Annotated in this window: 27 protein-coding genes and 2 pseudogenes; 10 read left to right on the top strand and 19 right to left on the bottom strand. The window is 35.6% G+C overall.

Features of this window, described 5'->3' with window-relative positions; genetic code table 11:
* Positions 1 to 92 precede the first annotated feature (92 nt).
* Genes ABE65_RS11955 through ABE65_RS11945 form a run of 3 tightly spaced genes read right to left on the bottom strand, consistent with a single transcriptional unit; the run spans position 93 to position 2,281 of the window.
* Entirely contained in the window at positions 93 to 1,637 is a 1,545-nt protein-coding gene (locus ABE65_RS11955) for a CPBP family intramembrane glutamic endopeptidase (RefSeq protein ID WP_066395155.1), read from the bottom strand.
* A gap of 12 nt (positions 1,638 to 1,649) precedes the next feature.
* Positions 1,650 to 2,075, bottom strand: coding sequence for a hypothetical protein (locus ABE65_RS11950; protein WP_066395153.1), 426 nt, complete (start codon positions 2,073 to 2,075; stop codon positions 1,650 to 1,652).
* A gap of 2 nt (positions 2,076 to 2,077) precedes the next feature.
* The gene (locus tag ABE65_RS11945; RefSeq protein WP_066395149.1) at positions 2,078 to 2,281 is read right to left on the bottom strand and encodes a helix-turn-helix transcriptional regulator; all 204 of its coding nucleotides are present in this window, start codon (positions 2,279 to 2,281) and stop codon (positions 2,078 to 2,080) included.
* 720 nt (positions 2,282 to 3,001) lie between these two features.
* On the opposite strand from ABE65_RS11945, the pseudogene ABE65_RS11940 reads away from it, so the two are divergent.
* Together ABE65_RS11940 and ABE65_RS11935 are read left to right on the top strand one after the other, a co-directional pair.
* Positions 3,002 to 3,487 (top strand): annotated as a pseudogene (locus ABE65_RS11940) (DJ-1/PfpI family protein); the annotation flags it as partial.
* A gap of 124 nt (positions 3,488 to 3,611) precedes the next feature.
* Entirely contained in the window at positions 3,612 to 3,896 is a 285-nt protein-coding gene (locus tag ABE65_RS11935) for a hypothetical protein (RefSeq protein WP_066395144.1), read from the top strand.
* Between the two features lie 88 nt (positions 3,897 to 3,984).
* Here ABE65_RS11935 and ABE65_RS11930 read toward each other — a convergent pair whose 3' ends face one another.
* Both ABE65_RS11930 and ABE65_RS11925 read right to left on the bottom strand, forming a co-directional pair.
* A complete protein-coding gene (locus tag ABE65_RS11930) occupies positions 3,985 to 4,542 on the bottom strand; it encodes a putative glycolipid-binding domain-containing protein (RefSeq protein ID WP_066395142.1) in 558 nt (185 codons plus the stop codon).
* A 215-nt stretch (positions 4,543 to 4,757) separates the two neighbouring features.
* Positions 4,758 to 5,192: an Lrp/AsnC family transcriptional regulator gene (locus ABE65_RS11925; RefSeq protein ID WP_066395140.1), complete on the bottom strand. Its 435-nt coding sequence runs from the start codon at positions 5,190 to 5,192 to the stop codon at positions 4,758 to 4,760.
* A gap of 122 nt (positions 5,193 to 5,314) precedes the next feature.
* Here ABE65_RS11925 and ABE65_RS11920 point away from each other — a divergent pair, with 122 nt between their 5' ends.
* The gene (locus tag ABE65_RS11920; RefSeq protein WP_066395138.1) at positions 5,315 to 5,725 is read left to right on the top strand and encodes a carboxymuconolactone decarboxylase family protein; all 411 of its coding nucleotides are present in this window, start codon (positions 5,315 to 5,317) and stop codon (positions 5,723 to 5,725) included.
* A 55-nt stretch (positions 5,726 to 5,780) separates the two neighbouring features.
* Here the strand turns inward: ABE65_RS11920 and ABE65_RS11915 are convergent, their stop codons facing one another.
* Positions 5,781 to 7,466 carry a methyl-accepting chemotaxis protein gene (locus tag ABE65_RS11915; protein WP_066395137.1) on the bottom strand — a complete coding sequence of 562 codons (1,686 nt, stop codon included), beginning with the start codon at positions 7,464 to 7,466 and terminating at the stop codon, positions 5,781 to 5,783.
* Between the two features lie 296 nt (positions 7,467 to 7,762).
* On the opposite strand from ABE65_RS11915, the gene ABE65_RS11910 reads away from it, so the two are divergent.
* Complete coding sequence (locus ABE65_RS11910; RefSeq protein ID WP_066395135.1) at positions 7,763 to 8,050, top strand: hypothetical protein; 288 nt, start codon at positions 7,763 to 7,765, stop codon at positions 8,048 to 8,050.
* On the opposite strand, the gene ABE65_RS11905 is transcribed toward ABE65_RS11910, so the two are convergent.
* Both ABE65_RS11905 and ABE65_RS11900 read right to left on the bottom strand, forming a co-directional pair.
* Positions 8,047 to 9,006 carry a GGDEF domain-containing protein gene (locus ABE65_RS11905; RefSeq protein WP_066395133.1) on the bottom strand — a complete coding sequence of 320 codons (960 nt, stop codon included), beginning with the start codon at positions 9,004 to 9,006 and terminating at the stop codon, positions 8,047 to 8,049. The genes ABE65_RS11910 and ABE65_RS11905 overlap by 4 nt on opposite strands.
* Before the next feature lie 30 nt (positions 9,007 to 9,036).
* A complete protein-coding gene (locus ABE65_RS11900) occupies positions 9,037 to 9,870 on the bottom strand; it encodes an EAL domain-containing protein (RefSeq protein WP_082861407.1) in 834 nt (277 codons plus the stop codon).
* Positions 9,871 to 10,297: 427 nt separating this feature from the next.
* Between ABE65_RS11900 and ABE65_RS11895 the strand changes: the two genes are divergently transcribed.
* The gene (locus tag ABE65_RS11895) at positions 10,298 to 10,729 is read left to right on the top strand and encodes a GyrI-like domain-containing protein (protein ID WP_066395131.1); all 432 of its coding nucleotides are present in this window, start codon (positions 10,298 to 10,300) and stop codon (positions 10,727 to 10,729) included.
* A gap of 189 nt (positions 10,730 to 10,918) precedes the next feature.
* Positions 10,919 to 11,974, top strand: coding sequence for a serine hydrolase domain-containing protein (locus tag ABE65_RS11890; RefSeq protein WP_066395129.1), 1,056 nt, complete (start codon positions 10,919 to 10,921; stop codon positions 11,972 to 11,974).
* Positions 11,975 to 12,129: 155 nt separating this feature from the next.
* Here the strand turns inward: ABE65_RS11890 and ABE65_RS22445 are convergent, their stop codons facing one another.
* The 6 genes from ABE65_RS22445 to ABE65_RS11865 all read right to left on the bottom strand — a co-directional run bounded on the left by ABE65_RS22445 (position 12,130) and on the right by ABE65_RS11865 (position 15,669).
* Positions 12,130 to 12,354, bottom strand: coding sequence for an IclR family transcriptional regulator domain-containing protein (locus ABE65_RS22445; protein ID WP_419471029.1), 225 nt, complete (start codon positions 12,352 to 12,354; stop codon positions 12,130 to 12,132).
* A gap of 17 nt (positions 12,355 to 12,371) precedes the next feature.
* Positions 12,372 to 12,557, bottom strand: coding sequence for a helix-turn-helix domain-containing protein (locus ABE65_RS11885; protein WP_066395126.1), 186 nt, complete (start codon positions 12,555 to 12,557; stop codon positions 12,372 to 12,374).
* 354 nt (positions 12,558 to 12,911) lie between these two features.
* The gene (locus ABE65_RS11880) at positions 12,912 to 13,439 is read right to left on the bottom strand and encodes a permease (protein ID WP_066395125.1); all 528 of its coding nucleotides are present in this window, start codon (positions 13,437 to 13,439) and stop codon (positions 12,912 to 12,914) included.
* On the bottom strand, positions 13,436 to 13,918 hold the full coding sequence (locus ABE65_RS11875; protein WP_066395123.1) for a hypothetical protein: 483 nt from the start codon (positions 13,916 to 13,918) through the stop codon (positions 13,436 to 13,438). Before ABE65_RS11875 ends, ABE65_RS11880 begins: the two co-directional genes overlap by 4 nt.
* A 1-nt stretch (position 13,919) precedes the next feature.
* Positions 13,920 to 14,252: a PadR family transcriptional regulator gene (locus ABE65_RS11870; RefSeq protein ID WP_066395121.1), complete on the bottom strand. Its 333-nt coding sequence runs from the start codon at positions 14,250 to 14,252 to the stop codon at positions 13,920 to 13,922.
* A gap of 631 nt (positions 14,253 to 14,883) precedes the next feature.
* Positions 14,884 to 15,669: a GNAT family N-acetyltransferase gene (locus ABE65_RS11865; protein WP_066395118.1), complete on the bottom strand. Its 786-nt coding sequence runs from the start codon at positions 15,667 to 15,669 to the stop codon at positions 14,884 to 14,886.
* Positions 15,670 to 16,407: 738 nt separating this feature from the next.
* Here ABE65_RS11865 and ABE65_RS11860 point away from each other — a divergent pair.
* The gene (locus ABE65_RS11860; RefSeq protein ID WP_066395116.1) at positions 16,408 to 16,653 is read left to right on the top strand and encodes a hypothetical protein; all 246 of its coding nucleotides are present in this window, start codon (positions 16,408 to 16,410) and stop codon (positions 16,651 to 16,653) included.
* Between the two features lie 72 nt (positions 16,654 to 16,725).
* On the opposite strand, the gene ABE65_RS11855 is transcribed toward ABE65_RS11860, so the two are convergent.
* Positions 16,726 to 17,595, bottom strand: coding sequence for a MerR family transcriptional regulator (locus tag ABE65_RS11855; protein WP_066395114.1), 870 nt, complete (start codon positions 17,593 to 17,595; stop codon positions 16,726 to 16,728).
* A gap of 130 nt (positions 17,596 to 17,725) precedes the next feature.
* Here ABE65_RS11855 and ABE65_RS11850 point away from each other — a divergent pair, with 130 nt between their 5' ends.
* Together ABE65_RS11850 and ABE65_RS11845 are read left to right on the top strand one after the other, a co-directional pair.
* Positions 17,726 to 18,790: a serine hydrolase domain-containing protein gene (locus ABE65_RS11850; RefSeq protein ID WP_066395112.1), complete on the top strand. Its 1,065-nt coding sequence runs from the start codon at positions 17,726 to 17,728 to the stop codon at positions 18,788 to 18,790.
* 196 nt (positions 18,791 to 18,986) lie between these two features.
* Positions 18,987 to 19,283 (top strand): AbrB/MazE/SpoVT family DNA-binding domain-containing protein, encoded by a 297-nt coding sequence (locus ABE65_RS11845; protein WP_066395109.1) that lies wholly within the window; start codon positions 18,987 to 18,989, stop codon positions 19,281 to 19,283.
* Here ABE65_RS11845 and ABE65_RS22440 read toward each other — a convergent pair.
* Together ABE65_RS22440 and ABE65_RS11840 are read right to left on the bottom strand one after the other, a co-directional pair.
* Complete coding sequence (locus ABE65_RS22440) at positions 19,278 to 19,478, bottom strand: Spo0E family sporulation regulatory protein-aspartic acid phosphatase (RefSeq protein ID WP_419471051.1); 201 nt, start codon at positions 19,476 to 19,478, stop codon at positions 19,278 to 19,280. The genes ABE65_RS11845 and ABE65_RS22440 overlap by 6 nt on opposite strands.
* Before the next feature lie 160 nt (positions 19,479 to 19,638).
* The gene (locus ABE65_RS11840; protein WP_066395106.1) at positions 19,639 to 19,983 is read right to left on the bottom strand and encodes a YolD-like family protein; all 345 of its coding nucleotides are present in this window, start codon (positions 19,981 to 19,983) and stop codon (positions 19,639 to 19,641) included.
* 152 nt (positions 19,984 to 20,135) lie between these two features.
* Here ABE65_RS11840 and ABE65_RS11835 point away from each other — a divergent pair, with 152 nt between their 5' ends.
* A complete protein-coding gene (locus ABE65_RS11835) occupies positions 20,136 to 20,570 on the top strand; it encodes a hypothetical protein (protein WP_066395096.1) in 435 nt (144 codons plus the stop codon).
* A gap of 154 nt (positions 20,571 to 20,724) precedes the next feature.
* Here the strand turns inward: ABE65_RS11835 and ABE65_RS11830 are convergent, their stop codons facing one another.
* Positions 20,725 to 21,042 carry a DUF3784 domain-containing protein gene (locus ABE65_RS11830; protein WP_066395095.1) on the bottom strand — a complete coding sequence of 106 codons (318 nt, stop codon included), beginning with the start codon at positions 21,040 to 21,042 and terminating at the stop codon, positions 20,725 to 20,727.
* Positions 21,043 to 21,093: 51 nt separating this feature from the next.
* A pseudogene (locus tag ABE65_RS11825) lies at positions 21,094 to 22,132 on the bottom strand (IS1595 family transposase).
* Between the last annotated feature and the right edge of the window lie 266 nt (positions 22,133 to 22,398).

Raw genomic sequence — 22,398 nt, 5'->3', positions numbered from 1 at the left:
TAAGTTCCTTTACATCCCCTGACAGACAGCTCGAATACTCTAAGAAATGATGAACTATAATAAAAGTACATTTAGACATACATAGACCAAATTTAAAGTACCTTTACCAAAAATGGACCGATAACATGAAGTGTGATGTCTGCAGTGAAGTGGGCTATTATTGCAAATTCAAGTCCAACATAAAGAAATAACGCACCAAACACGAGGCCGCCTATTCCATTAATGATTAGCATACTGACAAAAATTCCTATCGTCATTTCAAAATTAGATGAAGCCATACTATAGTGCATAACCCCGAAAATAAGAGCAGAGAAGCTTATGGCAAGAAACATATGTAATCGTGTTCTTTCCCCTTTTTTTATTTTTAGAAATAACCATAGAACGAACGTTACAATAAAAAGACGAAAGATCGACTCTTCATTAACTGCTGCGCCAAATGACCCTAATACGCCAAGCCACCACACAGGTTCTTTGATGGAAGAATTATCGACCCCTAGTGGCTCAGACACTATCAAGCTGAAGACAATTATGACTATGCCCGTCAATACCCCATAAAAGGCTGATTGATAGATTTTCTTTCCAAGATTTTTTACGCCGCTTCCTTTATTGAAAAGCGACTCAATAACCGGAATCTTTATACCGACTTTTTTTCCAATCAAAAGAGATAGGAATAAAAATATGCCCGCTTCCATAAGTATCTGTGCAATATAAAGCATAGTGAATGTCCATTTCGTTAAACCGAGCACTTCATGTAGCTGTTCTCTGGCTATAGCATATGGAGAAATGGCTAATGCCCCTAGGACATTCAAGAAAAGTAAGATAAAGTAAGTCTTCCAATTAATTAGGGGTTCTTTTGTCTCTTTAAAATTACTTGTAAAGAGATCAGCTTCTGTTTCATCATGATTTTTATATTCTTCGATTTCAGCTTCTAAAGCTTTGATAAAGTTTTGAGGCTCATCCATGTAGATTAGAGCTTTATTAACTGCCTTTTTTTGACCAAAGTACCCTCTTGCTTGTATTGGCTCTTTGAATATAATCTCATATTTTAATTCATCCGTTACACCAAAAATCCTGGTAAGAACTCTCGGAAGAGCGGATACATGAAAGACATTCTTCTCACGGATCATCATTCCGTTTTTCGTGTACTGAATGCTACTTGGTTTTACAGTCTTAACATCTTTAACATGAAATATTAACGATCTTCTCGCACCAATTTTCATATGGACTCTTCTTTTAATTATCTTTATTGGAGAATTTCTTACCCAATTATAATCTCCGATCATATAAAGAATACTGTAAACGTGGAGTATAAGTAGGATATCAGCTCTAAGGGGATCTGTATCTTTTAGATAAATATGAAATACGATTGCCTCAATAACCTGCTCGTGAAGAAGTGCGATTAATAACCAAAAATATAAAGAACCTTTATGATAATGAAAGAGTTTAGCATTACTATTTCCCTGTCTGTTTCTCCATCCAAAAAAAGTATAAAAGAGTATGGAACATTCTTTTTTGAGAAGGGTAATGAATGGGTTCTCGTCTATCTTTCCCTGTATATATTTTATAAAGAGTAATACGGCAAATACTTCCAATAGAGTAATCAGAATAATTATTGAAATGATAAACTGTGTATCCATTTAAACTCTCCTCTATTTGTATTTATGCATAGAAGTCCAATATATGATGTATTGCAAAATACCCATTACAACGAAGAGAATAATAGGGAAGTAGGTGATATGATTTAAATAGGCAGTTAAAGTTATACCTATTGGAATGGCAAAAGCATAAAAAATATAAACTTTACGTGTTGCTTTAAAGGTTATCCACTGCATTCCTTCATCTTCTTCACGAAGCTCCATTGGAATAATACTAGCTTTAACAGCGTCGTGAGGATTTCTTTTATTATAGAAAGGGATCACACCTATAATAATGAGAATAGGGATACCAAGTACCATAGGATCAATAATGATCCAAGAGGGAACGTGTTCGGGATAATGCTCACCGATCATGATCAGACCAAAACATAAAATAAGGAAGGAATTAAACAATGGTGATTGATACATCTGCTTTAACATGACTATCTCTCTCCTTTTAAACGGAATATTTCCTCGACTGGAACCCCGAATACATATGAAATTTTTAGTGTCAGTGTTATAGAAGGTGCATAATCTCCCTTTTCAATGAGGCCGATTGTTTGCCTTGTAACACCTACACGATCTGCTAGTTCTTGCTGAGTGAGACGAAACCTTGCTCTTAACTCGCGAACAGAATTACACAACATTACCATTTATCTCCTTTTGTTTGATACCCCAAATGTAATGTATCCTTTGCATAATGTATACGATTGTTTACATTGTTCACAAACAATTCACCAATATATGTATATTTTGTTAAATTTAGTGACAGGCAGTTGAAAATGAATCTATACGTATTTTGTAAACTTTAGACAAGGGGCAAACATACTCGTAAGGAGGGGTAGTATAAATAAAGCAACGATCAAGGAAGGATTTTCTTATTAACAAGTCTATTACTAAAATAAATACAAACAATGTTAATGAAACCATCCTATTATATCGGAGAGAAGTTAATTCTCTAACGAAAATAAAACGGGGTGTTTATAAGATGAGAAGTTTTTAAAGTCTATTAAACGGACTATTGGCAGACAAAAAAGCACGTAAGAGCAAAAAGAATAAAAAAAGAATCGGTCAAATATCGAATGCCTAACTCTAGTGGAGTTAGGCATTTTTATATCGTATGATTAGCATTAAAAAATAAATAGAGGGGCTAAGGGATTCTTGAGTATCTATACCGGTTAACTTGGGAAAATTATAAATGCTAAGGGTATTTTAATACTATAAACCTAAGACTATTTTCCCAATAACGAAATGGTTTTACAGATGATACAATCTATAAACGCCATTTTTATGGTAGTTTATTCATAGATTGGACATTCATAATGAAAAAGAGTGTTTTATTATATGTTTAACCGGATTTTAAAGAATTTGAAGTGAGCGTCACCTTATCTGTTTTAAAGAAAAGGTTCGATCTCCATGTATTTACTCAAGTTACGGGTCAAGTTAAATCCGATTGTGGATTACTTATACAACCTACTATTAAAATGAAGAATATACGACCTTGGGAGTATGAGATGTTGATTCTTCCTGGTGGAGATTTCTTAGGACCTTTAAGCCCTTACTTTGTGAAGCTATTGAAAGATTTTAATAGTGAGCAGATACCAATAGCAGCGATAGGTGAAGGCGTTTCGTTATTAAGTCGTGCAGGGCTATTAGAAGGACGTACATATACGACCTCATCTCCTTCTGCTCCTTATCCAGAAGGGCTTTTTGTAAATAAATCGGTAGTTGAAGATAAGAACTTTATTACCGCAAAAGCTAATGCATTTTTAGACCTTGGATTATTAATAGGAAAGAGAATGAATTGCATAGAAAACGTCGAAGAGTACAACTTTTATAAAGGAATACGGTAAAGACTATAGACACTTCTTTTTTCGGAGTGTTTTTTTATCTTATTGTAAAGGTGATTTAGTCTTACTTTTAACTATGTAGACTTTTGATTAAGAATGCCCATTCATTGCTGTAGTGAAATAAAGTATGATTTACACAAAAAAGACCTACGAGAATAAGAAAGGGTACCTTTACATACCGGTTATCTGGAGAGAAGAGTTTAATATTCGTAGTGGTTTAGAAGTAGGGATTTATTGTTACCAAGACTCTATCCTTGTCATTGATAAGACACTAACAAGAGAATATAAACAAATAATCTCTAATAAAGGATTTCTTACCATCCCTTACGAGTTAAGGCAGAAATTGGCCTATGATACATTTCAAATCATAATTGAACAAAAAGATGAGAGGATCATATTGGCTCCAAAATAAACTGTAACTCGCTTTTTACAGGAACAAAATGTAAAAATAGTTAAATGAACAGAGCTTGTTGTGAAGTGCAACAAGCTCTGTTTTTAATCTAGAATCTCCTTATGAATAGTTCAGGGTACTCTAGAACAAACCCATTCTTATCGACAATAACGGGTGATTCAAAAGTGGCACTTCTATAATGGAATGTTCTATTATCTTCTTGATGATGTTTCAGTGTATACATCTGTTTTACCTTCTTTACCGAAAGGTCTTGAGCGGAGATGTAAACCATCTCAAACAGTTTAGGTTCATCTGGTGTCCACTTTAGGCGATTGATCGGTAAGGAATTGGTAAAAGGCGTACACGAGATATCAACATCCAACGCTCCGTTAAGCATATGTATCTCATCCCCATCATCATTAAACCAACGTCCATCTCCAGCTGTTGAGAGGGATAGTGTCTTGCCAAGAGTGTGGTTAATGATGTATAAATGCTTGACCCCCCAAATTTTATTTAAAAGAATTCTGTAAAGAACTCTTTGCGGAACACTATTCTCCATAAAAAGAACGGTACTTTCGACTTGGATGGTTTGATTCTGATACGATAACTCGAGATATTCAGACCCTGTTGTTTGTTGTTTTTCCCAAAATAATATCTGCTTTGACAAATGTACCGCCTCCAATAATAGTTTATATAATGATTGTGACGAATAAGTTGTATATTTTATCGCTTTCAAGAGGTTCAGTTAGTACCATTTTTTTGGACTATTGAAAAATAGTTTTTAATGTAGGGAAGAAAAGCCAAGGAAGTAGATTTGGCTCTTCAAAGAATGATAGATGAAGGCACCTCACCATATCGCAGGCAATCTACACATTCTTCCTATTATTCTAGCTTAATTTCAGTAGATATTTCTGAGAAGATGAAGTGTGTGACCGTGTGAGCAATAGGATTAATACTATCAATAAATTCTTCTGCTTTTTGAAAGGTTTCAAATTGCATTTTGAGCATAAAACAAGCGTTTCCCGCAATGCGATAACAAAAATCTACATTCGGTAGGTTCTCTATATGCCTTTTGAATGCTTGATAATCTCCGTTCTTAATAGTAGCTTCAACGATACATTGAATAGGTTGTCCCATCCTTTGGTAATCCACAGCTAACGTATATTTTTTTATGATACCAAAGGACTCCATCTGTCGAACCCTTTCTGTAACAGAGGGGGAAGACAGGTTGATCCTTCTTCCGAGTTCACTCATCGATAAACGACTATTTCTTGTTAATTCCTCTATGATTTTTTTATCTACAGCGTCCATTTTCATATTTAAAGAATTCCTCTCAATATACATTAAATTCAGAATAAAATAGATTAAAAAGAGTTTCGTATTTAATGGGTTTTATAAATATAGAACGGTATCATTAAGTTTATAAGGAGGAATCAAGAATGGCAAGAATAATAGAATCCACAAAGGGTGGTACCGCATTTCAAAGACTTTTAGGACACAATGAGGGCATTTTAGAGCGATGGACTAAATTAGGAGACATGTTAGAAAGAGAGGGTAGATTATCTTCTCATCTCAAAGAACAAGTTAGAAGAACGTTGGCACAAGAAAACGGATGTGAGTACTGTAAAGCCAAAGGAAAGCCAGATCCTTATACGTTTAATGAGAAGATCTCAGTTGCAGTTGGATTTGCGGAAGTGTTTAACAAACAAAAAGGGAACATACCTGATTCTATATTTGGTGTGCTTTCACAACACTTTACGGATGAAGAAATCAGTGAGCTTATTGCGTATATCTCATTTGCGACCGCATCTCAATATTATGGTGCGCTCATGAAACTACAAGCAAATTAAACTCCTAAAAAAGAACTCGAGTGGTTTCTCGAGTTCTTTAACTTCTTCATATATCCTAAATTCTAAACTTACCGATTAGATCTTGAAGTTCATCTGCTACAACAGTAAGAGATGATGCAGCACCTTTCACTTCTTCCATCGAGGCAAGTTGTTCTTGTGATGCGGCTGCGATCTCAGTCGTGTTATTTGAAGTGGTACTCGCAGCATGTGCGATTCCGCTCACGGCGTCATGAACATTCTCAAAACCTGAACTTAACTCTTCGGTCGTAGCAGCGATCTCTTGTATCTGAGATGACACTTGATCGATATATCTTGTGATTTCTGAAATCTCTGATGCTGCCGTCTTAGAAATTCCGATACCAGACGTTACATCGGTTTTCACATTACCTATCGTTTCTACCGTGTTCGTCGTATCCGTGATAATCTTATCTACCACCGTTCGGATCTGATTCGCAGACTGATTGGACCTTTCTGCTAAAATTCTTACCTCATCTGCTACAACCGCGAACCCTCTTCCATGTTCACCTGCTCGAGCAGCCTCGATTGCTGCGTTTAACGCAAGTAGGTTGGTCTGTTCAGCGATCTCATTGATCAGTGAGGTGATGGTATTGATCTCCCCAATCTCTTTTTGAAGGTTATCAAATCCGATCCTCGTTACTTCTACAGACTCTTGAATCGTCGTCATCTGATCCAAAACATGGTTTACCGATCTCTCTCCACTTTCCGCTCTATCTTTCATGGAAACAGCGATATCAGCCACTTTTGATGAGTTTTCTGTGATCGTTTGAATGGCTGTTAAAGACTCGCTGACAGACTGAAGACTTGTCGTTGTCATGGACGATTGGTCAGCTGCACTTGTCGCGATCGTTTGCATCCAACTAGAGATGAGTTCTGAAGTAACTTTCGTCTCCTCAGCACTTGCAGAGAACTCTTCTGAGGAACTCGCTACCTGAAGAGAGGACTCTCTAATCTGATTAAAGAGTGTCCGAAGCGTAGAGATGAAACGGTTGAACGATATGCCGAGCTCGCCAAACTCATCTTTGTTTTTTATATCGATGATCTTTGTTAAATCTCCTTGACCTTCAGCTATCTCTTTCATCTGTTGGGTTAAAAGCTTTAACGGTCGTAATATAGAGACTAAAAGCATAACAGAAAGAATGATACCAATTACAGACGCAACAGCGGTTACGCTTAATATCATGACTCTGTTCAAGTTTGCACTCTGTTGGATATCGATTTTTAATCTTTCTACGTCTTTATTTAGTGTATCTACTAATTCATTTACCGCAGGATCGAGAACTTCTTTACGTAAACTCCGCTCTTCGCCAAAATGAAGTTCACTCGCTTTTTTTGGATCACTTTGTTGAAGCGTGATTACGGTCTGATTCGTTTCCCAATACAACACGAAGCTTTCTTCGATTTGTTTTAGTTTCTCAGTTTCTTCTTGAGAAGGATCAAGTGTTTTTAAATATCGAAAGTTTTCTTCTATCTCTTTTGCTTTTTCGCTCATACTCTCAGCGAAACTTTCATCGTCTGTGATCAATAATCCCCTTTCATCATTTGAAATCCCAGCAAGACGGTACTGTACATTTATTATGGTCTTTTGTATTTCCATCATGTTTTTCAGTTTATTGTTCGTTTCTGTGAAAGAACCTAAGACTAACGCAGAATAGACACCAACAGTACAGGTAAAAAATACGAGCAAACTGATAATGATGGGAAGCTTCCATTTGATTTTCACGGTTCAACATCCTTCTGTAAATTAATTATGCATAGAATATATCGGCAGACATGATTTAACTTACACTTTGAGAAGGATGGTTTAGCAATAGTAAGTCCGTGACGGTTGGTATTCCAATAACGTGGAAGAGGGAAGAATGTGGATACGCATAGAGGCGGATTGTGCGATAGATAAGGGACTTTAATCGTACTTGATCAAAAGATTGTACTAAAAATAAACTTTCTTAACAATTGCTTAACAGTAGAGCAATGGAAAGAAACTATAATGATACCTATAAAAACATATAGGTGATGCATATGAAAATAGAAATCAATAAGAAGTATTGTAATGAGAAAGGCTATTTTTATCTACCTGCAGTTTGGCGAGAAGAATTTAGCCTTCAAAGTGGTCAAGCGGTACAATTCTTGGTTGATGGTGAAAATATTATGATTAGTAAAAATCAAAATAAACCTAAGAAGAGAATCATAGGAAAGAGAGGGATGTTAACTATCCCACATCACATCCGAATGAAACTTAATCATAAACTATATAGAATCTTCATCTTACAAATGGAAGAAAAGATACTGTTAACTCCAATTCTTTAGTTTTTTAGTAAATCACTGTTGCTTAAAAAGACACTTGATTGTAACTGCTTACATTTCTTTTTTAAAAAAGTAGCCACATTAATAATTTCACCTATCGAATTGAATTCTTGTTTTTCATTCGTTACTACCGCAATGGATAAGGAAACTAAAGGGATATGTTCTTTAATCCCATTCCTGTTTTCATTATGAATAAAGCCTCTTAACCAATCTTCCTCTTTATAAAACGTAGGGATTGAGTCATTAAATCTTGTAATGATAGTTTTACAGAGCTCGCTATATTCATAGTGGTTTAGAATACACATAAAGTCATCTCCACCTATATGCCCCACAAAAGAATCCTTATGGTGAAAGATCGCTTCTTTTATGATAGAGGCGGTTTCTTGGATGAGACGATCACCTTCATGAAATCCATACGTATCATTATAGGTCTTAAAAAAATCGAGATCTAAATACAACAACGAGAACGGCATATCGGATAAGATCTCGATAAGCTTTTGATCGATCATTTTATTACCAGGTAATCCGGTTAAAGGATTTAAATACCTAGCCATCATTGATTGGACGTCTGCAAGTTGGATAAGTAAATTCTTTATGCTAACAATTCCTTGAAACGCAGCTTCTTTAGTTATTATCACAAAGTCATATAATTGTTCTTTCTTCCGCTTCATGGCTAATGTACTGACCTCAGATAGCGGCATAGAACTATCAACGATTAATGGTTCCATATTCATGATCAATTTTACGGGTCTGCCAATGAATACGTTAAATCCATACAACGTTCCTAACTTCTGATAAAAGTGGGAGCGTGTTACGAGTCCTATTGGTATTTTTCCGTTCGTTACCACGATGCCTTCAAGCTCTGAATCGTCTTTAAACATCTGATCAATCTCGCTACCTCTCGTTTCAGGATGAACGAAAGGAGCGGTTTCTAGTATTTTCCCTACTGAAGTATTCAACTTCCTCAACTCCTCAACGTCTATTTGTACTTATATTAGGGTACCTGAAAAAAGCTCTTGCTCCGGCCTTCCTAATTGATATCCTTGCCCAAAATCAACACTCATTTTTTGAAGCATGGAAAGTTCTTTTTGTGTTTCTATCCCTTCAGCAATCACTTGGGTGCCCGAACTCTTCGCATAATTCAAGAGTAGTTCTACTAAGAGTTTTTGTGAATCTTCTGAATGAATGTCCCGAATTAGCGATTTATCCAGTTTGATAAAATCAGGTTTAAGCTTGATCAACGTTTTTAAGCTGTTATATCCAGAGCCCGTATCATCAACGGCTAAACGAAAGCCTTGTTTTTTGTAATGTTCAATCGCTTTAATAAATTGATCGTAATCAGTTACCGCTTCTTTCTCAGTTAACTCTAAAACGATTTGCTCAGGTAAAAAACCATAGAGATTCAGTAATTCTAGCGTGTCACCTGTTCGATATGAAGGATCAGCCAATACTTGTGGCATGATGTTAATAAAAATCATCTGATCCCTAAATTCTGGCTTTTTTTTCACTTGGTTAAAATGCCGCTTTAAAGAGATTCTTCTTAAGAACTTTTCAATCCAGTATAACTGTCCGCTCTTCCCGATGAATTCGTAGAACAATTCAACGTTTTTAAAAGCTTTTGATTTTAGAGGTCGATTGAGAATCTCAAAACCTATTGTTTTACCTGTCTTTAAACAAAGAATCGGTTGAAAGTATGTAGCTATTTGTTTTTCATCAATTAAATTTAGAAAACTGTAGAACTTCTTAGATTGAGAATAAAAGACTTTTTGTTGGTCCATTAAATATTTAACATAAAATAAAGGTTTATGTAGTACTTTTATCATATATTACACCTGCTGTCTAATAAGCTTTTTTTACTATTTAATTGTAAAACATATGACATCAATAAATTTTAAAGTAATTGTAAATTTTTCTCTTACATAAGGGAAAACTGGTTTTATTTTTAGAACATGAACCTATAGGCTGTAAGTTAATACTTATAGAGACGAAGTGTTTTGAGGGTTAGGACAGTCAAAACGGAAAGATTAACTGGTTAATGACTTTTCTGATTTGCATAGTAAAACGTTTTATTCGCATATTTTCCACACCATCTATCTCCAAGGCGCAATCGACTTCTAGTTTACTAATTCTCATTAGATTTAAGCAGGGAAGATTTAACTTTCAGTAGGCTCAAAAGTCAGCAAGAAACGTTAAGTTTTTAAAATACCATCCCGCTATGATGAAGTTACATTCTAAAAGGTGGGATCAAAGATGGAATTTCAAGAAGTGGTAAAGAAAGCATTCGTAATAGTCGGGTACAGTTCTGTAGGAAAATGGGATGGTGAGTTGGTCTATCCCATACCAAGTTTGTGGAAAAGAGCTGCATCAATTATTGGGGAAGAAGGAGTAGAAAAGATCGTAGGCATTTGTCTATCACCAAGAAGTAATCAATACTTCTACACCTGTGGAATCGAGATCGATCGTGTAAATTTTCATAAAGTAAAAGAAGATATGACCCTTCATACGTTTCCAGAGCAGAAGTATGTGGTGTTTACTCACAGAGGACCGGCTAAAAATATAACCGCTACATACGGAGAGATCTGGAGGGTATTCGATAGGAACGGATATAGCATTAAAGCAGGGATGCCTGAGATCGAGATTGTTCGAACTGATCTATTCGGTAAGGAAGAGTGTGATGACTAGGAGATGGAGATTTGGATACCTGTTGAGTAAGATCTTCAATTAAGCTTTATCGTTCTTTCACTTTATATAAGAGTATAGAAGCAATGTTGATAATATTATTGACATATATGATGTTGTATATTTTGTATTTAAATTATATATATTAACTGCTTCAAATACATAAGTCAAAATCTACTATCGGAGGTAAGTATGAAAAGTGTGAAACAAAACCTCAACATAAAAAAGTTGATGGAAGATTATCAGGTAGCGGGATTGAGCATTGCAGAAATTGATGGGGGTCATATAAAAAGCACAGATTGTTTTGGAGTACTTGAAAACGGAACAGATAAACAAGTAGAAAGCGACTCTATCTTTAGTGCCTGCTCAATCAGTAAGTTTTTAACTTCTATACTCGTGATGAAATTGACGGAACAAGGTATTCTTGATCTAGATGAAGATGTGAACGAGAAACTTTCATCGTGGCGTGTTCCTTATAATGAGTTGAATGGGAATAAAAAAGTAACACTGCGAAATTTACTCAGTCACCAATCGGGGATCATTGACCCTGAAGGAAGTTTTACTGAACTCAATTTGATAATAGGTAATCCCTCTATTGTCGAGTTATTGAAAGGAACCACGCCCTATTGTAAAGATCCCATTGAAATAAAGTATGAACCTGAGACCGACTTTCACTATTCAGACGCAGGTTTTTGCATCATACAGCAATTAATCGAAGATGTTATGAGAAAACCGTTCCAGGACGTAATGAACGAATTGATCTTCCAACCGTTACATATGAAAGAAAGTACATACAAACTTCCTATCTCAGAAGAAGAAAAAAAGAATGTCTCTTGTGGTCACGATAAACGTGGAGATGTCGTAGATGAAAGATATCCTATCTATCCATATCCAGCCGCTTCAGGGTTATGGACAACCCCTTCAGATTTAGCTTCTTTGGTCATTGAACTGATGAGTTCTTTAAGGGGTGAAAGTAACCTAAACCTTTCAAGAAAAAAAGCATTAGAAGTGATGACTCCTCAAGGTTGCAAGGAGTGGACGGGGCTTGGTGCTTTCCTAGATAAAAACGATAAAGGGATTGAAATCTCATCACTTGGTTGGGGTGTTGGTTTTCAATGTTTGTTGGTGGCTTACCCTTATTTAAAATCAGGATTAGTCATTATGACAAATACTGACCTAGGTGTACATCAACTAAAGGGGATAATTGGTGACATATACAAGGCTTACCTTTCAGAAGAGTTAACATAAAATAGATCAGAGCCATTATTAAATGGGATGGCTTTTTGTTTTTCTTTAAATGAGCGACTTTTACTTTGTATAAAGTGTCTTGTGGTTGGATTCATTTAAAAAAGCCAAATTACTAAAGTGTTTAGTAATTTGGCTTTTCATAATGTATAAATTTTTCACATGTTGTGGGTATTAAACTTTTGGTACGGGAGTTTTTTAGGAAATCGGTCTCCTACTTCAGAATGAGCCCTTATGGCATGAGGTCCTTCTACAACTTGAGCGGTTACCACATCAGTTCCATAAAGGATACCTACATACGCTGTCTCACCGGTTTCTCTACTCAATTCGTGCAGAGGTGGAACGGATAACCAATTTGTTTTGGCGTCATAGGGAGTAGACAAAGCTCCGATTTTATTCGTTAGGCTATAATAATGGCCGATTTTTTTACATATCCCATTCTTTCAAGCGTGAACAGCAAGCGAAAAGCTGTAGATTTATTGAATGAGAATTTTTCAATAACATTTTGAAGAGTCATGTCACCTTCTTGCAACGCATCTAATATTAGTAGCCCTTTTTTCAATGTAGCCACTTCGTACTGACTCAATGGATTCACCTTCTTTCGTACGTGATTCATGTTAATAGGACAAAGATAGTAAATCAAAAAAAGATAAAAAGTTTCTATATTTGAAACTTAAAAAAACAAGGTACCGGTAGGATGGGCATTAAGATAATAACTATTCACATTTACTTACGAATAAGGTGAATCTTTGCAAACTTAAAGTATGTTTCTTACACTTCTAAATGAACGGTTGGTATGCGTATCTAATAATTAAACTAGAATTCAAGGTGTATACTTAAACAATTGTTTAAACTGCAAGAACCCCCATCTCATTTATAGAGATAGGGGTTCTTATATGTGATTTGCATTACACATATTCGTTCAGTTTATTTTCTATTGTTATGTTTTCATGGTGTTATCATGCTGCAACAACTTTTCTTGGGTATAGATTTTTTCAAAAAGCATGCCTGTAAGATAAAAGAACAGAAGACCAAACGTAATGTGTAGAAGCGTGAATTCAGCTCCGAATGATGTGAACTCATAGATCAGTACAGGGAATTTTACTGTGGACCATGCCCCTAAGAAAAATACGATGTTCCGAACACCCGCTCCCTTTTTTAGTAGAAGTACGGCGATCGGAAAGGCTATATAGAGAGGTCCAGCAGCTACTGTCGCTAGAAAGAGCGTGATAAGGATCCCTTTTACACCAGAACCTCTACCCATATATTTGATAAGTGTTTCTTTCTTTATCCACTGATCCAACAATCCAACCAGTATAAAAACAGGGGGCAGAAGAAGTAACATATCCAATAGGCTTTTACCGGTCAACTCCACGGACTGTATAGCCAATTTTTGATCCAGTATAGCTAGAAGCAAAAGGCCGAATAATAAGAACAAGAACAATCGATATTTTTTTAATCGTGTCATGATAGCACCATCCAAACGATTACTCCGAATAATAGAGACATTAGTATAGCTGCCCCGTTCCTTGCATAAGCAAAGCTTTTTCCGAATGTTTTTTGTTCTAGTGGTAACGAAACAAGTCCGACCGACATGAGCGTTGACATTAACACGGCCACTTGTGGAAGAGCAGCACCATTTTGAACCAATGTTTTTCCAAGAGGAAAGACGATAAAGCTCGGAATGAGAGCAATAGAACCAATGAAGGTTGAATAAGCAACACCGAGTAACCCTGAATTTTCACCAATGATGGAAGAAATAAGAGATGGCGTCAGAAGAGATAAAATAAGTCCCACAAAGAGCATGATCGCTAAAAGATCAGGTAGAACGTTATAAAACATTTTCCATGAACTACGTAACGCCGCCATTGTTTTATGTTTATCTCTATAAAAGGAGAACACGAGATATAGAGTGGCGACTGTATAAAGAACCATACCACTGATCATCTTACTGACCTTTCCAATCTTTGTATTTCTGCATGAAGAATGTCAGGTTCTTCATCTTTTCTTCGATGTCTGTTTGAAATTCTTCAAGCTTCTTTCTACCAATCTCAGTCATTCTATACATCTTTATCGGTTTATCTGCATCCGTTGAATCTAGATAAGAATCGATACAACCTTCTTTCTCTAACTGCTTCAGAGTGCGATATAGGATCGGACTATCGATGGGATTGTTCGGAAGTTCTTCTCTACATTTTTGTAAAAGTTTCCCTCCATAGTTATCGCCCTCTGTTAAAAACAACAATAGAAAAGCACCGGTATGTTTGCCAGTATGTTTCAATATAATAACCTCCTTATGATCGATAAATTTAATTACTGTTATTCGCAGTATCCTGTTATTAACAGTATAAATCAAGCTCAAAGTATTTCCATACTATTTGTTGAAGGAACCCCGCCGCAACTTTGATGTATAGGTGTTAAAAATGCAACCAAATGTTATTGGAATGTTTATAAGGTGTTTTTGATTTGGCACACATTTATGATGCTCATTTATAAATGTTTAAAGTGGGGGAATTAAAAGGGTTTGATCAAAACCGTTACATATACGAGGATTTACCGATGTAAGAGGACTATATTTCTTAGGATTATCTTGATGGTGGGTGAAGACGCTAGGTATTTTGCCAGAAGTTATTACTGATTTTAAATTCTGAGCGGATAGTTAAGCTTACTTGGAAATGAGAAAAACAAATATTATTATAAAGACAGAAGTTGAATATGCTATACACATATTAGAGTTCCGCAGTTACCGACAAGAAGAGCGGTGGCTCATATTGACTATCTATTTAAAAAAGTAACCTACCCTATTAATTTTCGTCTGGCCGGACGGAGGGTGGTTACTTTTTTGTATTGGTGACGTTTACTACGACTCGTGTTGCAAATACGATCAAGAGAGTTAAAGTTTCGTTCGTTGCTTATTCACGGATCTCCTGTATACTCTTCCCGCTCAAAAAGGCATGTCCGCTTCGGAACTTGGTTATGGTTTGAAAGTTGTACTTTTGGTAGACTCTTTCGATGGATTCATTAATCGGGAAAACCCATAGTTTTTCGATCTTTCTATGTATCACTTCTTTTTGTATGAATCGGATCATCTCTCCAATGAGTCCCCTACCTCTATAAGCTTCTAATGTCGCCACACTCTCCATGCGAGCATTCTCGTTCTCTTCAAACATACAAGCCGTTGAACATGCTATCCCATCTAGTCGGAGAAGGTAGTGTGTGAATGATGGATGGTGAAACTGTTTCTTAAACACTTTTTCAATAGATTCTCTGCCTCCAAACTCTGTGATGCTGCACTCGATGTCTAACGCTTCTTGGTAGTTCTTTTTTGTGACTTCTTCGATTGAGACGTTCTCCGTACTTTTTATGTCTGTGACAGCGTTATTCCATAACTGAACAGGATTGATGAGTTCTTCATATCCAAAGTTCCTTGATTTTAATTCTGTGATGAGTCTTTGTTGTTTCTCTATGTTGTATATATAAAACCTAGGGGTAATCTGTTTGGATTGATAAAAACTTATCACTTCGTCTATGACTGATATAGGATGGATACATTCATCTAAGATATGAGCATGGTTGGAATCATAATAGTTCGGTTGGTTCTCTTTGTAAAATAGACTTCCCCATGACTTATCGCTTCGGTTGGAGAAGGTTTCATAATAGGATAGATCTAACTGTAAAAGTTCTTTTAATTGAGACATACGGTTCTCCTCTTCGTTCTTTATGTACTTATTTATATTGTATCATTTGCGTTCTTTACTTATTGTCATTCAACATGACTAAGATTGTAACTTTAAATGTTATTTATGGATGTCACTTCATTAGAGTTTCTTTAATCAGACTTAAATAGAGATATATTTTAAGTTGTAAATATAAGTATATGAATAATAGAAATTATATTTTGTTGTTAACATATATGTTGATATATGATTTAAGTTTATCTTGATTTTATACCTTAATAATGTTAGATGTATATGGATTATCTTATATGTTGGGCGGCTGCACGACAGACTGATCAGAAAGGAAGAACGTCTTTCTGTCATTCTGTAACGTGTCGCTTCGGTATTAAACGAAAACGATAACTACGGTCTGTACGGCTCATCCTTTGCCTACATGCCGGCAGGTTCCTGTTTTGTTTACGGTTACCCGCCATACCGAACGAGCCGGAAGTTCATATATAAGAACAAGGTGTAGGAGTCTTTTGTAAAATGGAATCTTTAATGGAGAAACTTGTAGCTTTTATAAGTCTACAAGTTTTTTTGTCCACCTTCCTTCTTCTTTCTTTCTAGTCTAATCATTCACTCATAAGACGTGTAAAGGGATGCTTTCAGCAAACTTTGTGAACTTTTATAAAGCTAAAACTTACACAAACTTCTTGTCCCTTGACACCTCTTTTCGTAAAGATTTACTCCTTCTTATCAAAGAAGGGAGAGATCAACTTGAAATGGAGAATCCACGAAGTAAAGATAGAAGATTATCAGCATCTAAGCGATGAAGTCTTACTTCAAAGAAGTAGAGAAATTGCTAGAAAGCTTACTGAACTTCTAGGGTTGAAGTGGGAGTTGGAGGGATTAGAAAGAGAGAAGGTAGAAAAAGAGATGGACCAGCTCGATATCGAAGACATGAAGATTCATGCGGTGCTTAGCGCAAGAGAGGATCATCTAGACACGGAACATCAATACTAAAACTAAGCAGGAACTCTAATTAGAGTTCCTGCTCTTATAATTCTTTCAGTTGTTGAAGATGGGTTGTTTATTTTAGACCTTTTCAATCTTAATCTGAACTTCAGTTAGGATGTTATCAGGAATTTGATCAGGTTGTAGATTCGTCAAGTTCGTTAATAAAAGATCGATTAACGGCCCTGTAGCTCTATATTTATTGAATCTAAGCCAAACCTGTATCTTTTCATAAATAGCAGAGAATGTGTCTTTTCCTGCCATTCCTTTTGTTGTGAATGTGAGATAAGTACCTTCTGGTAGAACCCTACCGAGTGTAATGGAAGGATCAATCATTAAAGAGAACTCAAGATCTTTTAAAACTTTCTCGTATTTAGATTGGTCGAATGGAAGATTAACATCAATATGATGGTGAATCAACATCAGGTGTGTTGAAGGAAAGATGTTATTCTTTTTTGCATGCGAGATAAGTTCATTAAAGTGTAATGTATAAAGGTTTAGGTTCGCTCTATTCGTTTGCTTTCTAAGAGAAAGGATTCTCCTCTTAGGTAGCTCTTTTATCTTCATATCTTCTATATCGTTAGAGGGGAATGCATCCATCTCTTTCTCGATGATTCGTATCCTCTTATTGAGCGATCGGTACTTGTTGTGCAGGTTTATAATCTCTTTCCTTATCAGTTCGCGTTTATTCTTCATTATCGTTAGTTGATTTAGTATATCACCCTCCTGAAACATACTAGAAATCTCATCGATTGAAAAATCTAGTTCTCTTAAGTTCTGGATAATTCTGATCTTGGCGATATCTTTGAAGGTATAGTATCGATAATTATTGGATCTGTTTAAATCTGTTGGTTTGAGCAGGTCTATCTGGTCATAATATCGGAGTGTCGAAGCAGCAACGCTGCATAATTTTGATATTTCACCGATCGTAAAATATGTTTTTTCTTCCATATTACCGCACCTCCAATTACGTTATGTGAAAAAACATTATACCAGAAGTCTTATGGTGTAAAGAAGTTGACCTTCAAGTTACTTTAAGGTTGATACTAGTATTATCAATCAATAAGGAGAAGAGATAAGCTTGAAGAAATCATTATTAATTACACCAATCATACTACTTGCTATAGGAGTCATCGGATATTTGAGTATTCCATTCACAAACTCTGAAGGCAATGACTTCCATGAAAAATTAAGCAAATCTGATCGCTACGAGATACAAAAGGATTCGTATGAGAAGATTATGGATCAAAATGAAGCCGATGCTATGTTTATTATGGAGGGGCATGATTTCTTAGCGGAATTTGGAGATACTCATGAAATCTCAAACGTAGCTTCTGTAAGGAAGAGTATCATCAGTGCGCTGTACGGCATTGCTGAATCAAAAGGGTTGATACAAATAGATCAAACATTAAATGAGTTGGAGATCGATGATAAACAGAACCCACTCACAGAAGAAGAAAAAAAAGCAACCGTTGAAGACTTACTGAAAGCCAGGTCAGGAATTTACATCAACGCTATCGGTGAATCAAAAGCGATGAAAGAAAAAAGACCAAAACGAGGTAGTTTTAGTCATAATGAACACTATTATTATAACAATTGGGATTTTAATGCTCTAGGTGTCATCTTTGAGCAAGAAACGGGTTTAAGACTAGGAGACGCCTTCTATGAGTGGATCGCTCGTCCAACGAAGATGAAATTGTTTCAACCTAAAAACGTTGTTTACCAAGAGTCTGAAGAAACATCTATCCCAATGTACCGTTTCTATATGTGCGCTGAAGACCTAGCGAGATTTGGTTCGTTATATGCCAATGATGGAAAATGGAAAGGAAAACAAATCATACCTAAGAATTGGATCGAAGCAAGCTTTACTTCCTATTCTTATATCAACGATGTAGATCAATTTACAGGTTACGGTTATCTGTGGTGGCTTGATAAACAGAAGGAAGGTACTTTGCAATGGGCAGTAGGTTCCGGGGGGCAATATATCGTCGTTGACCGAGAAAGAAAGATTACTACAATCTTGATGAACAACACAGGAACTTCACCTTTAGGTGTCTTTTTGAACCGTTTATACAGCAAAGAAGAGCCGTATGCAGGAGCGAGAAAAGTGTATGAACTAGCTAAGCGTAGTGTGTCGGAAGAATAAATCAAACAACCTTCCTCTACCTTTAATTACTTAACATAGTATTTTAGAAAGATTTAAAAAGTAACATGGAAAAATGGTTGTGTCCACACCTCCTCATAAAAACGATTCACTAAATAAGATAAATATGAACTTACAGTTCAATTAAATAAATTTTTTCCGATATATAGTTTGGACAATTAGTAGTGAGGTGTTTAGAGTGGAACATACAAATATGGTTCGTAAAGTAGATAGATTAGGTAGGATCGGGATACCTATTAAGTTAAAAAGAGATCTAAACATTGAGATGGGTGATGATATAGAGATTTTTGTAGAGAGTGAAACCATTATCTTAAAGAAAGTACATGCTCATCAGCCGTGTATGATTACAGGTGAAGTAAGTGACCGTAACATTGAGATAGCTAAGGGCAAGCTCGTTCTGAGTCCTGATAGAATCGAAAAGCTTTTACGTGAATTGAGAAAATATACGACGAGAAACAATAAGATCATTTTATAATGTAATTTTATTATTATTGTTATCAATAACATATATAACATCATATATTGATTTTTGTTCTTCAGTCGCTATCGTTAACATTTGATAACAAATAATCAACTCATCCAACTCTTGACTGATACGTACAAGGTCTGGAACTGACAAGTTATTCAAGTTGTATTCTGTCTCTTTTAGATTTCTTTTTAAGCGCTGAATTTCTCGAAGTTTTATGACTGGTTATTAAAGGGTCTTAACATTTTGCACCATCTTGTGAGAATTGCATATGATAGTCTATCTTTCATAGAGGTATGCCTTTTGAGGCATTCTTGAGCTGTTCCTCAAGGATGCCTCATTTGTGTCTTAGTAAACGATATTCTTAGATTAGTCCTTCCATTTTAACTAATTTTTTTACTTCAGAAAAAGATACAAACTCTACGTTATCATTCATGTCCAGTATACGAAGCTGCTTATTATTAGTATCAATATAATGAATATAACCAGATAGGGTAATCAACCGTTTATTTTTATAAATCGTAAACATGAGTGGTACATGGTATTCCATAGCCTCTAACATCACTTCGTTCATCTCTTCCATCTGTTGCTCATCTAGAATGGGCTCTGGTGTGTCATAATGTTCTTCGTATATGTACCGTCTGAGCTCTTTTACGTGTTCCGGCAGCATCAGACTCGTCCATTTTATACTTCCTCGATCGCGTATCAAATGAAACACCTCCTTTTCTTCTGTATTATATAAGAACATACGTTCTTTTAAAACTGGTAAATATTTAACATTTTATTTTAACGGGAAAGGAGATTGTCATTATTTATCGAAGTATCTCACATGTTGTAATACATGCAAAGGAGGTACCAAAGATGAAGAAGAGGATATCAAAAGGGGAACAAGACTTTGTAAGAGGGTGCACAAGAGCCATCCTAGAGAGGGATGTGAGTCACGTTCATTGGTTGATTGTTCAAAAAGGGGTTCGTCATTATATTCATCACCAGAATGAACTAGAAATAGAAGACTACATACACCGTAACCGTTTAAAGTTAATCTGTGTGGTCAGTCGGGAGTTTATCAACGATTGGCATATCCGTTACAGTGGAAACGATCTCTCGAAAGGATTAATAAAAAAACGCTTAAATGGGATGATACGAGCAAGTGAAAAGGTGGCAGATCTCGCATACGGTGATTTTAAAAAGGAAGATATCGAGGAACTTTTAAGTCAAGTACCTACAGAAGGGTTGACGACAGAAGAAAGAACAAGTTACCTTGCGCGAGTGAGGAGTCTATTAGAAAGTAAATGATTGTTAACTAATATGCAATTGTAATGCTATGGATTAACTGTGTATTTTTTATTTTTATTCTTTAATAGCAAAAGTTAAGGATATGTTAATGAATATTGTTGATTAGTTTTATAAATTTAGGACTTCAAGTTATGAAGTCCTCTGTATATTACCATTAAACATTCTTTTTGAATCTGTTTCTTGTATTTGAGTACACCAATGCAAAAATAATAAAAGTTAAAAGTGAAATAAGGCCTATAATAAATAAAATTTGGTTTTCTAACATCTCACTCAATGCAAATAATAATATGCTAAAGCTAATACCATACATAATTTTCCCCATAAATTTGCACAAATCTACCTCATCATATTGAGCCTTTTCACTGTCAGACATTGTATTATACCCTGCAAGTAATGAAGCTCCTTTTCCTTTTGATAGTAAAATAGCGAAAATTAAGAACGGTATTAAAACGATAAGAATAGCTACTCCCATTCCAAGTTACCTCCTTTCTATAAGATTGCCCTGTAAAGTAACAATTAAGTTCTAATACTGATACGTTCTTAATGAATCATAGGTTTCATTAATTGAATATAGACAACTCTCCACAATCATTTTACTTATTGATTCATTATCACTGCGATGCTTAACAATATCTAAGAATTGAAACCAACTCAAATAATGGTCGAGGTATTTTGTAGCTACGCCATTAAATCGTTGCATCCAACCTTTTAATCTACTTGTGATAGTTGTTGACATTTTGAATATGATAAATCCCTTTGACTCGTTCCGTTCCATCTGATTTAAAGCGATAATGTTCCATTCCTTTGCTTCTTGCATAGGTGGAAAAAGCCCTCCAAGCATCGGTACAAAGGGTATTATCAGTCCTTAATTTAGCACCAATAGCCTTATCTAATTGTGCTTTCACAATTCTGCCCATACCAAGTACACCTGAATACGTGGCTTTTTGGCGGTCTCTTGCTATTAAAACACAAACTTGTTCGTAGCTGATACCACGAAATTTAGAATAACCTCCACGTTTGCGAGGCTTACGACCTTCGATGTTTCTTTTACCTTTTTCAGAGAATAAAAAATAGGTTTCATCCATCTCCACGATGCCCGAAAATGTATCAAAATCCATTTGTTTTAGGGCAGTTAATACCTTGTGTCTCCAATAAAATAAGGTAACATGATGAACATCGCCAATAAGGTTCGCTGATTTACGAAGGGAAAACCCTTCTAAAATACATTTAATGAATTCTAACCATTTATCGGGCTTATGGGTGTAATAAAGGGGAGTAGAGGTAACATCAGTAAAAGTTTTTAGGCAATCTTTACAACGGTATCGCTGACGTTCAATTTCTTTATTTCCGAGTTTCACCTTATACTTGCCGAAACGAACAACTTCTTTAGAACTGCAATGCACACAGGTGTAGCCATCTTTATTTTTTCGTTCTGTTACTTCTTGAAATACGGGTTCACTTGCAGAAAATGACGAAATGGAATTGATAAAGAATTCTTTCAAACGATGTTGCTCTGCTGAATTTAACTTTTTAATTTCTGCAATTAATTCCTTTAACGTCATTGCAAACCCTCCAAACGAAAATTCTTAACTATATTGTAGAACATTTGTTTGCTTTTATCAAATATCAACAGAATTATTTAACATAGCCAAAGTTAAAAAAGATAATGAATATAAGAATAGCGATACATAACCCATAGACCATGTTTAGAGTTGCACCGATCACAAATCCTACAGTTCTTAAAACAAATCTACGTCTTCTTATCGCCCACAGTAGAAAGATTCAGCTGATGATAAATCCTGGTCCATAATATCCCATCATAAATCCG

Source organism: Fictibacillus phosphorivorans (assembly GCF_001629705.1).
Classification (GTDB): Bacteria; Bacillota; Bacilli; order Bacillales; family Fictibacillaceae; genus Fictibacillus; species Fictibacillus phosphorivorans_A.
Note: the sequence above shows the minus strand (reverse complement) of the source record. Positions and strands in the feature narration are given on the sequence as shown.

Excerpts from the sequence above, each read along its gene's own strand:
- ABE65_RS11830 (WP_066395095.1), bottom strand. The coding sequence starts at position 21,042 with ATGGGAGTAGCTATTCTTATCGTTTTAATACCGTTCTTAATTTTCGCT.
- ABE65_RS11920 (WP_066395138.1), top strand. The coding sequence starts at position 5,315 with ATGGCAAGAATAATAGAATCCACAAAGGGTGGTACCGCATTTCAAAGA.
- ABE65_RS11875 (WP_066395123.1), bottom strand. The coding sequence starts at position 13,918 with ATGATCAGTGGTATGGTTCTTTATACAGTCGCCACTCTATATCTCGTG.
- ABE65_RS11835 (WP_066395096.1), top strand. The coding sequence starts at position 20,136 with ATGAAGAAGAGGATATCAAAAGGGGAACAAGACTTTGTAAGAGGGTGC.
- ABE65_RS11890 (WP_066395129.1), top strand. The coding sequence starts at position 10,919 with ATGAAAAGTGTGAAACAAAACCTCAACATAAAAAAGTTGATGGAAGAT.
- ABE65_RS11925 (WP_066395140.1), bottom strand. The coding sequence starts at position 5,192 with ATGAAAATGGACGCTGTAGATAAAAAAATCATAGAGGAATTAACAAGA.
- ABE65_RS11895 (WP_066395131.1), top strand. The coding sequence starts at position 10,298 with ATGGAATTTCAAGAAGTGGTAAAGAAAGCATTCGTAATAGTCGGGTAC.
- ABE65_RS11910 (WP_066395135.1), top strand. The coding sequence starts at position 7,763 with ATGAAAATAGAAATCAATAAGAAGTATTGTAATGAGAAAGGCTATTTT.
- ABE65_RS11900 (WP_082861407.1), bottom strand. The coding sequence starts at position 9,870 with ATGATAAAAGTACTACATAAACCTTTATTTTATGTTAAATATTTAATG.
- ABE65_RS11950 (WP_066395153.1), bottom strand. The coding sequence starts at position 2,075 with ATGTTAAAGCAGATGTATCAATCACCATTGTTTAATTCCTTCCTTATT.
- ABE65_RS11880 (WP_066395125.1), bottom strand. The coding sequence starts at position 13,439 with ATGACACGATTAAAAAAATATCGATTGTTCTTGTTCTTATTATTCGGC.
- ABE65_RS11945 (WP_066395149.1), bottom strand. The coding sequence starts at position 2,281 with ATGTTGTGTAATTCTGTTCGCGAGTTAAGAGCAAGGTTTCGTCTCACT.
- ABE65_RS11955 (WP_066395155.1), bottom strand. The coding sequence starts at position 1,637 with ATGGATACACAGTTTATCATTTCAATAATTATTCTGATTACTCTATTG.
- ABE65_RS11855 (WP_066395114.1), bottom strand. The coding sequence starts at position 17,595 with ATGGAAGAAAAAACATATTTTACGATCGGTGAAATATCAAAATTATGC.
- ABE65_RS11865 (WP_066395118.1), bottom strand. The coding sequence starts at position 15,669 with ATGTCTCAATTAAAAGAACTTTTACAGTTAGATCTATCCTATTATGAA.
- ABE65_RS11935 (WP_066395144.1), top strand. The coding sequence starts at position 3,612 with ATGATTTACACAAAAAAGACCTACGAGAATAAGAAAGGGTACCTTTAC.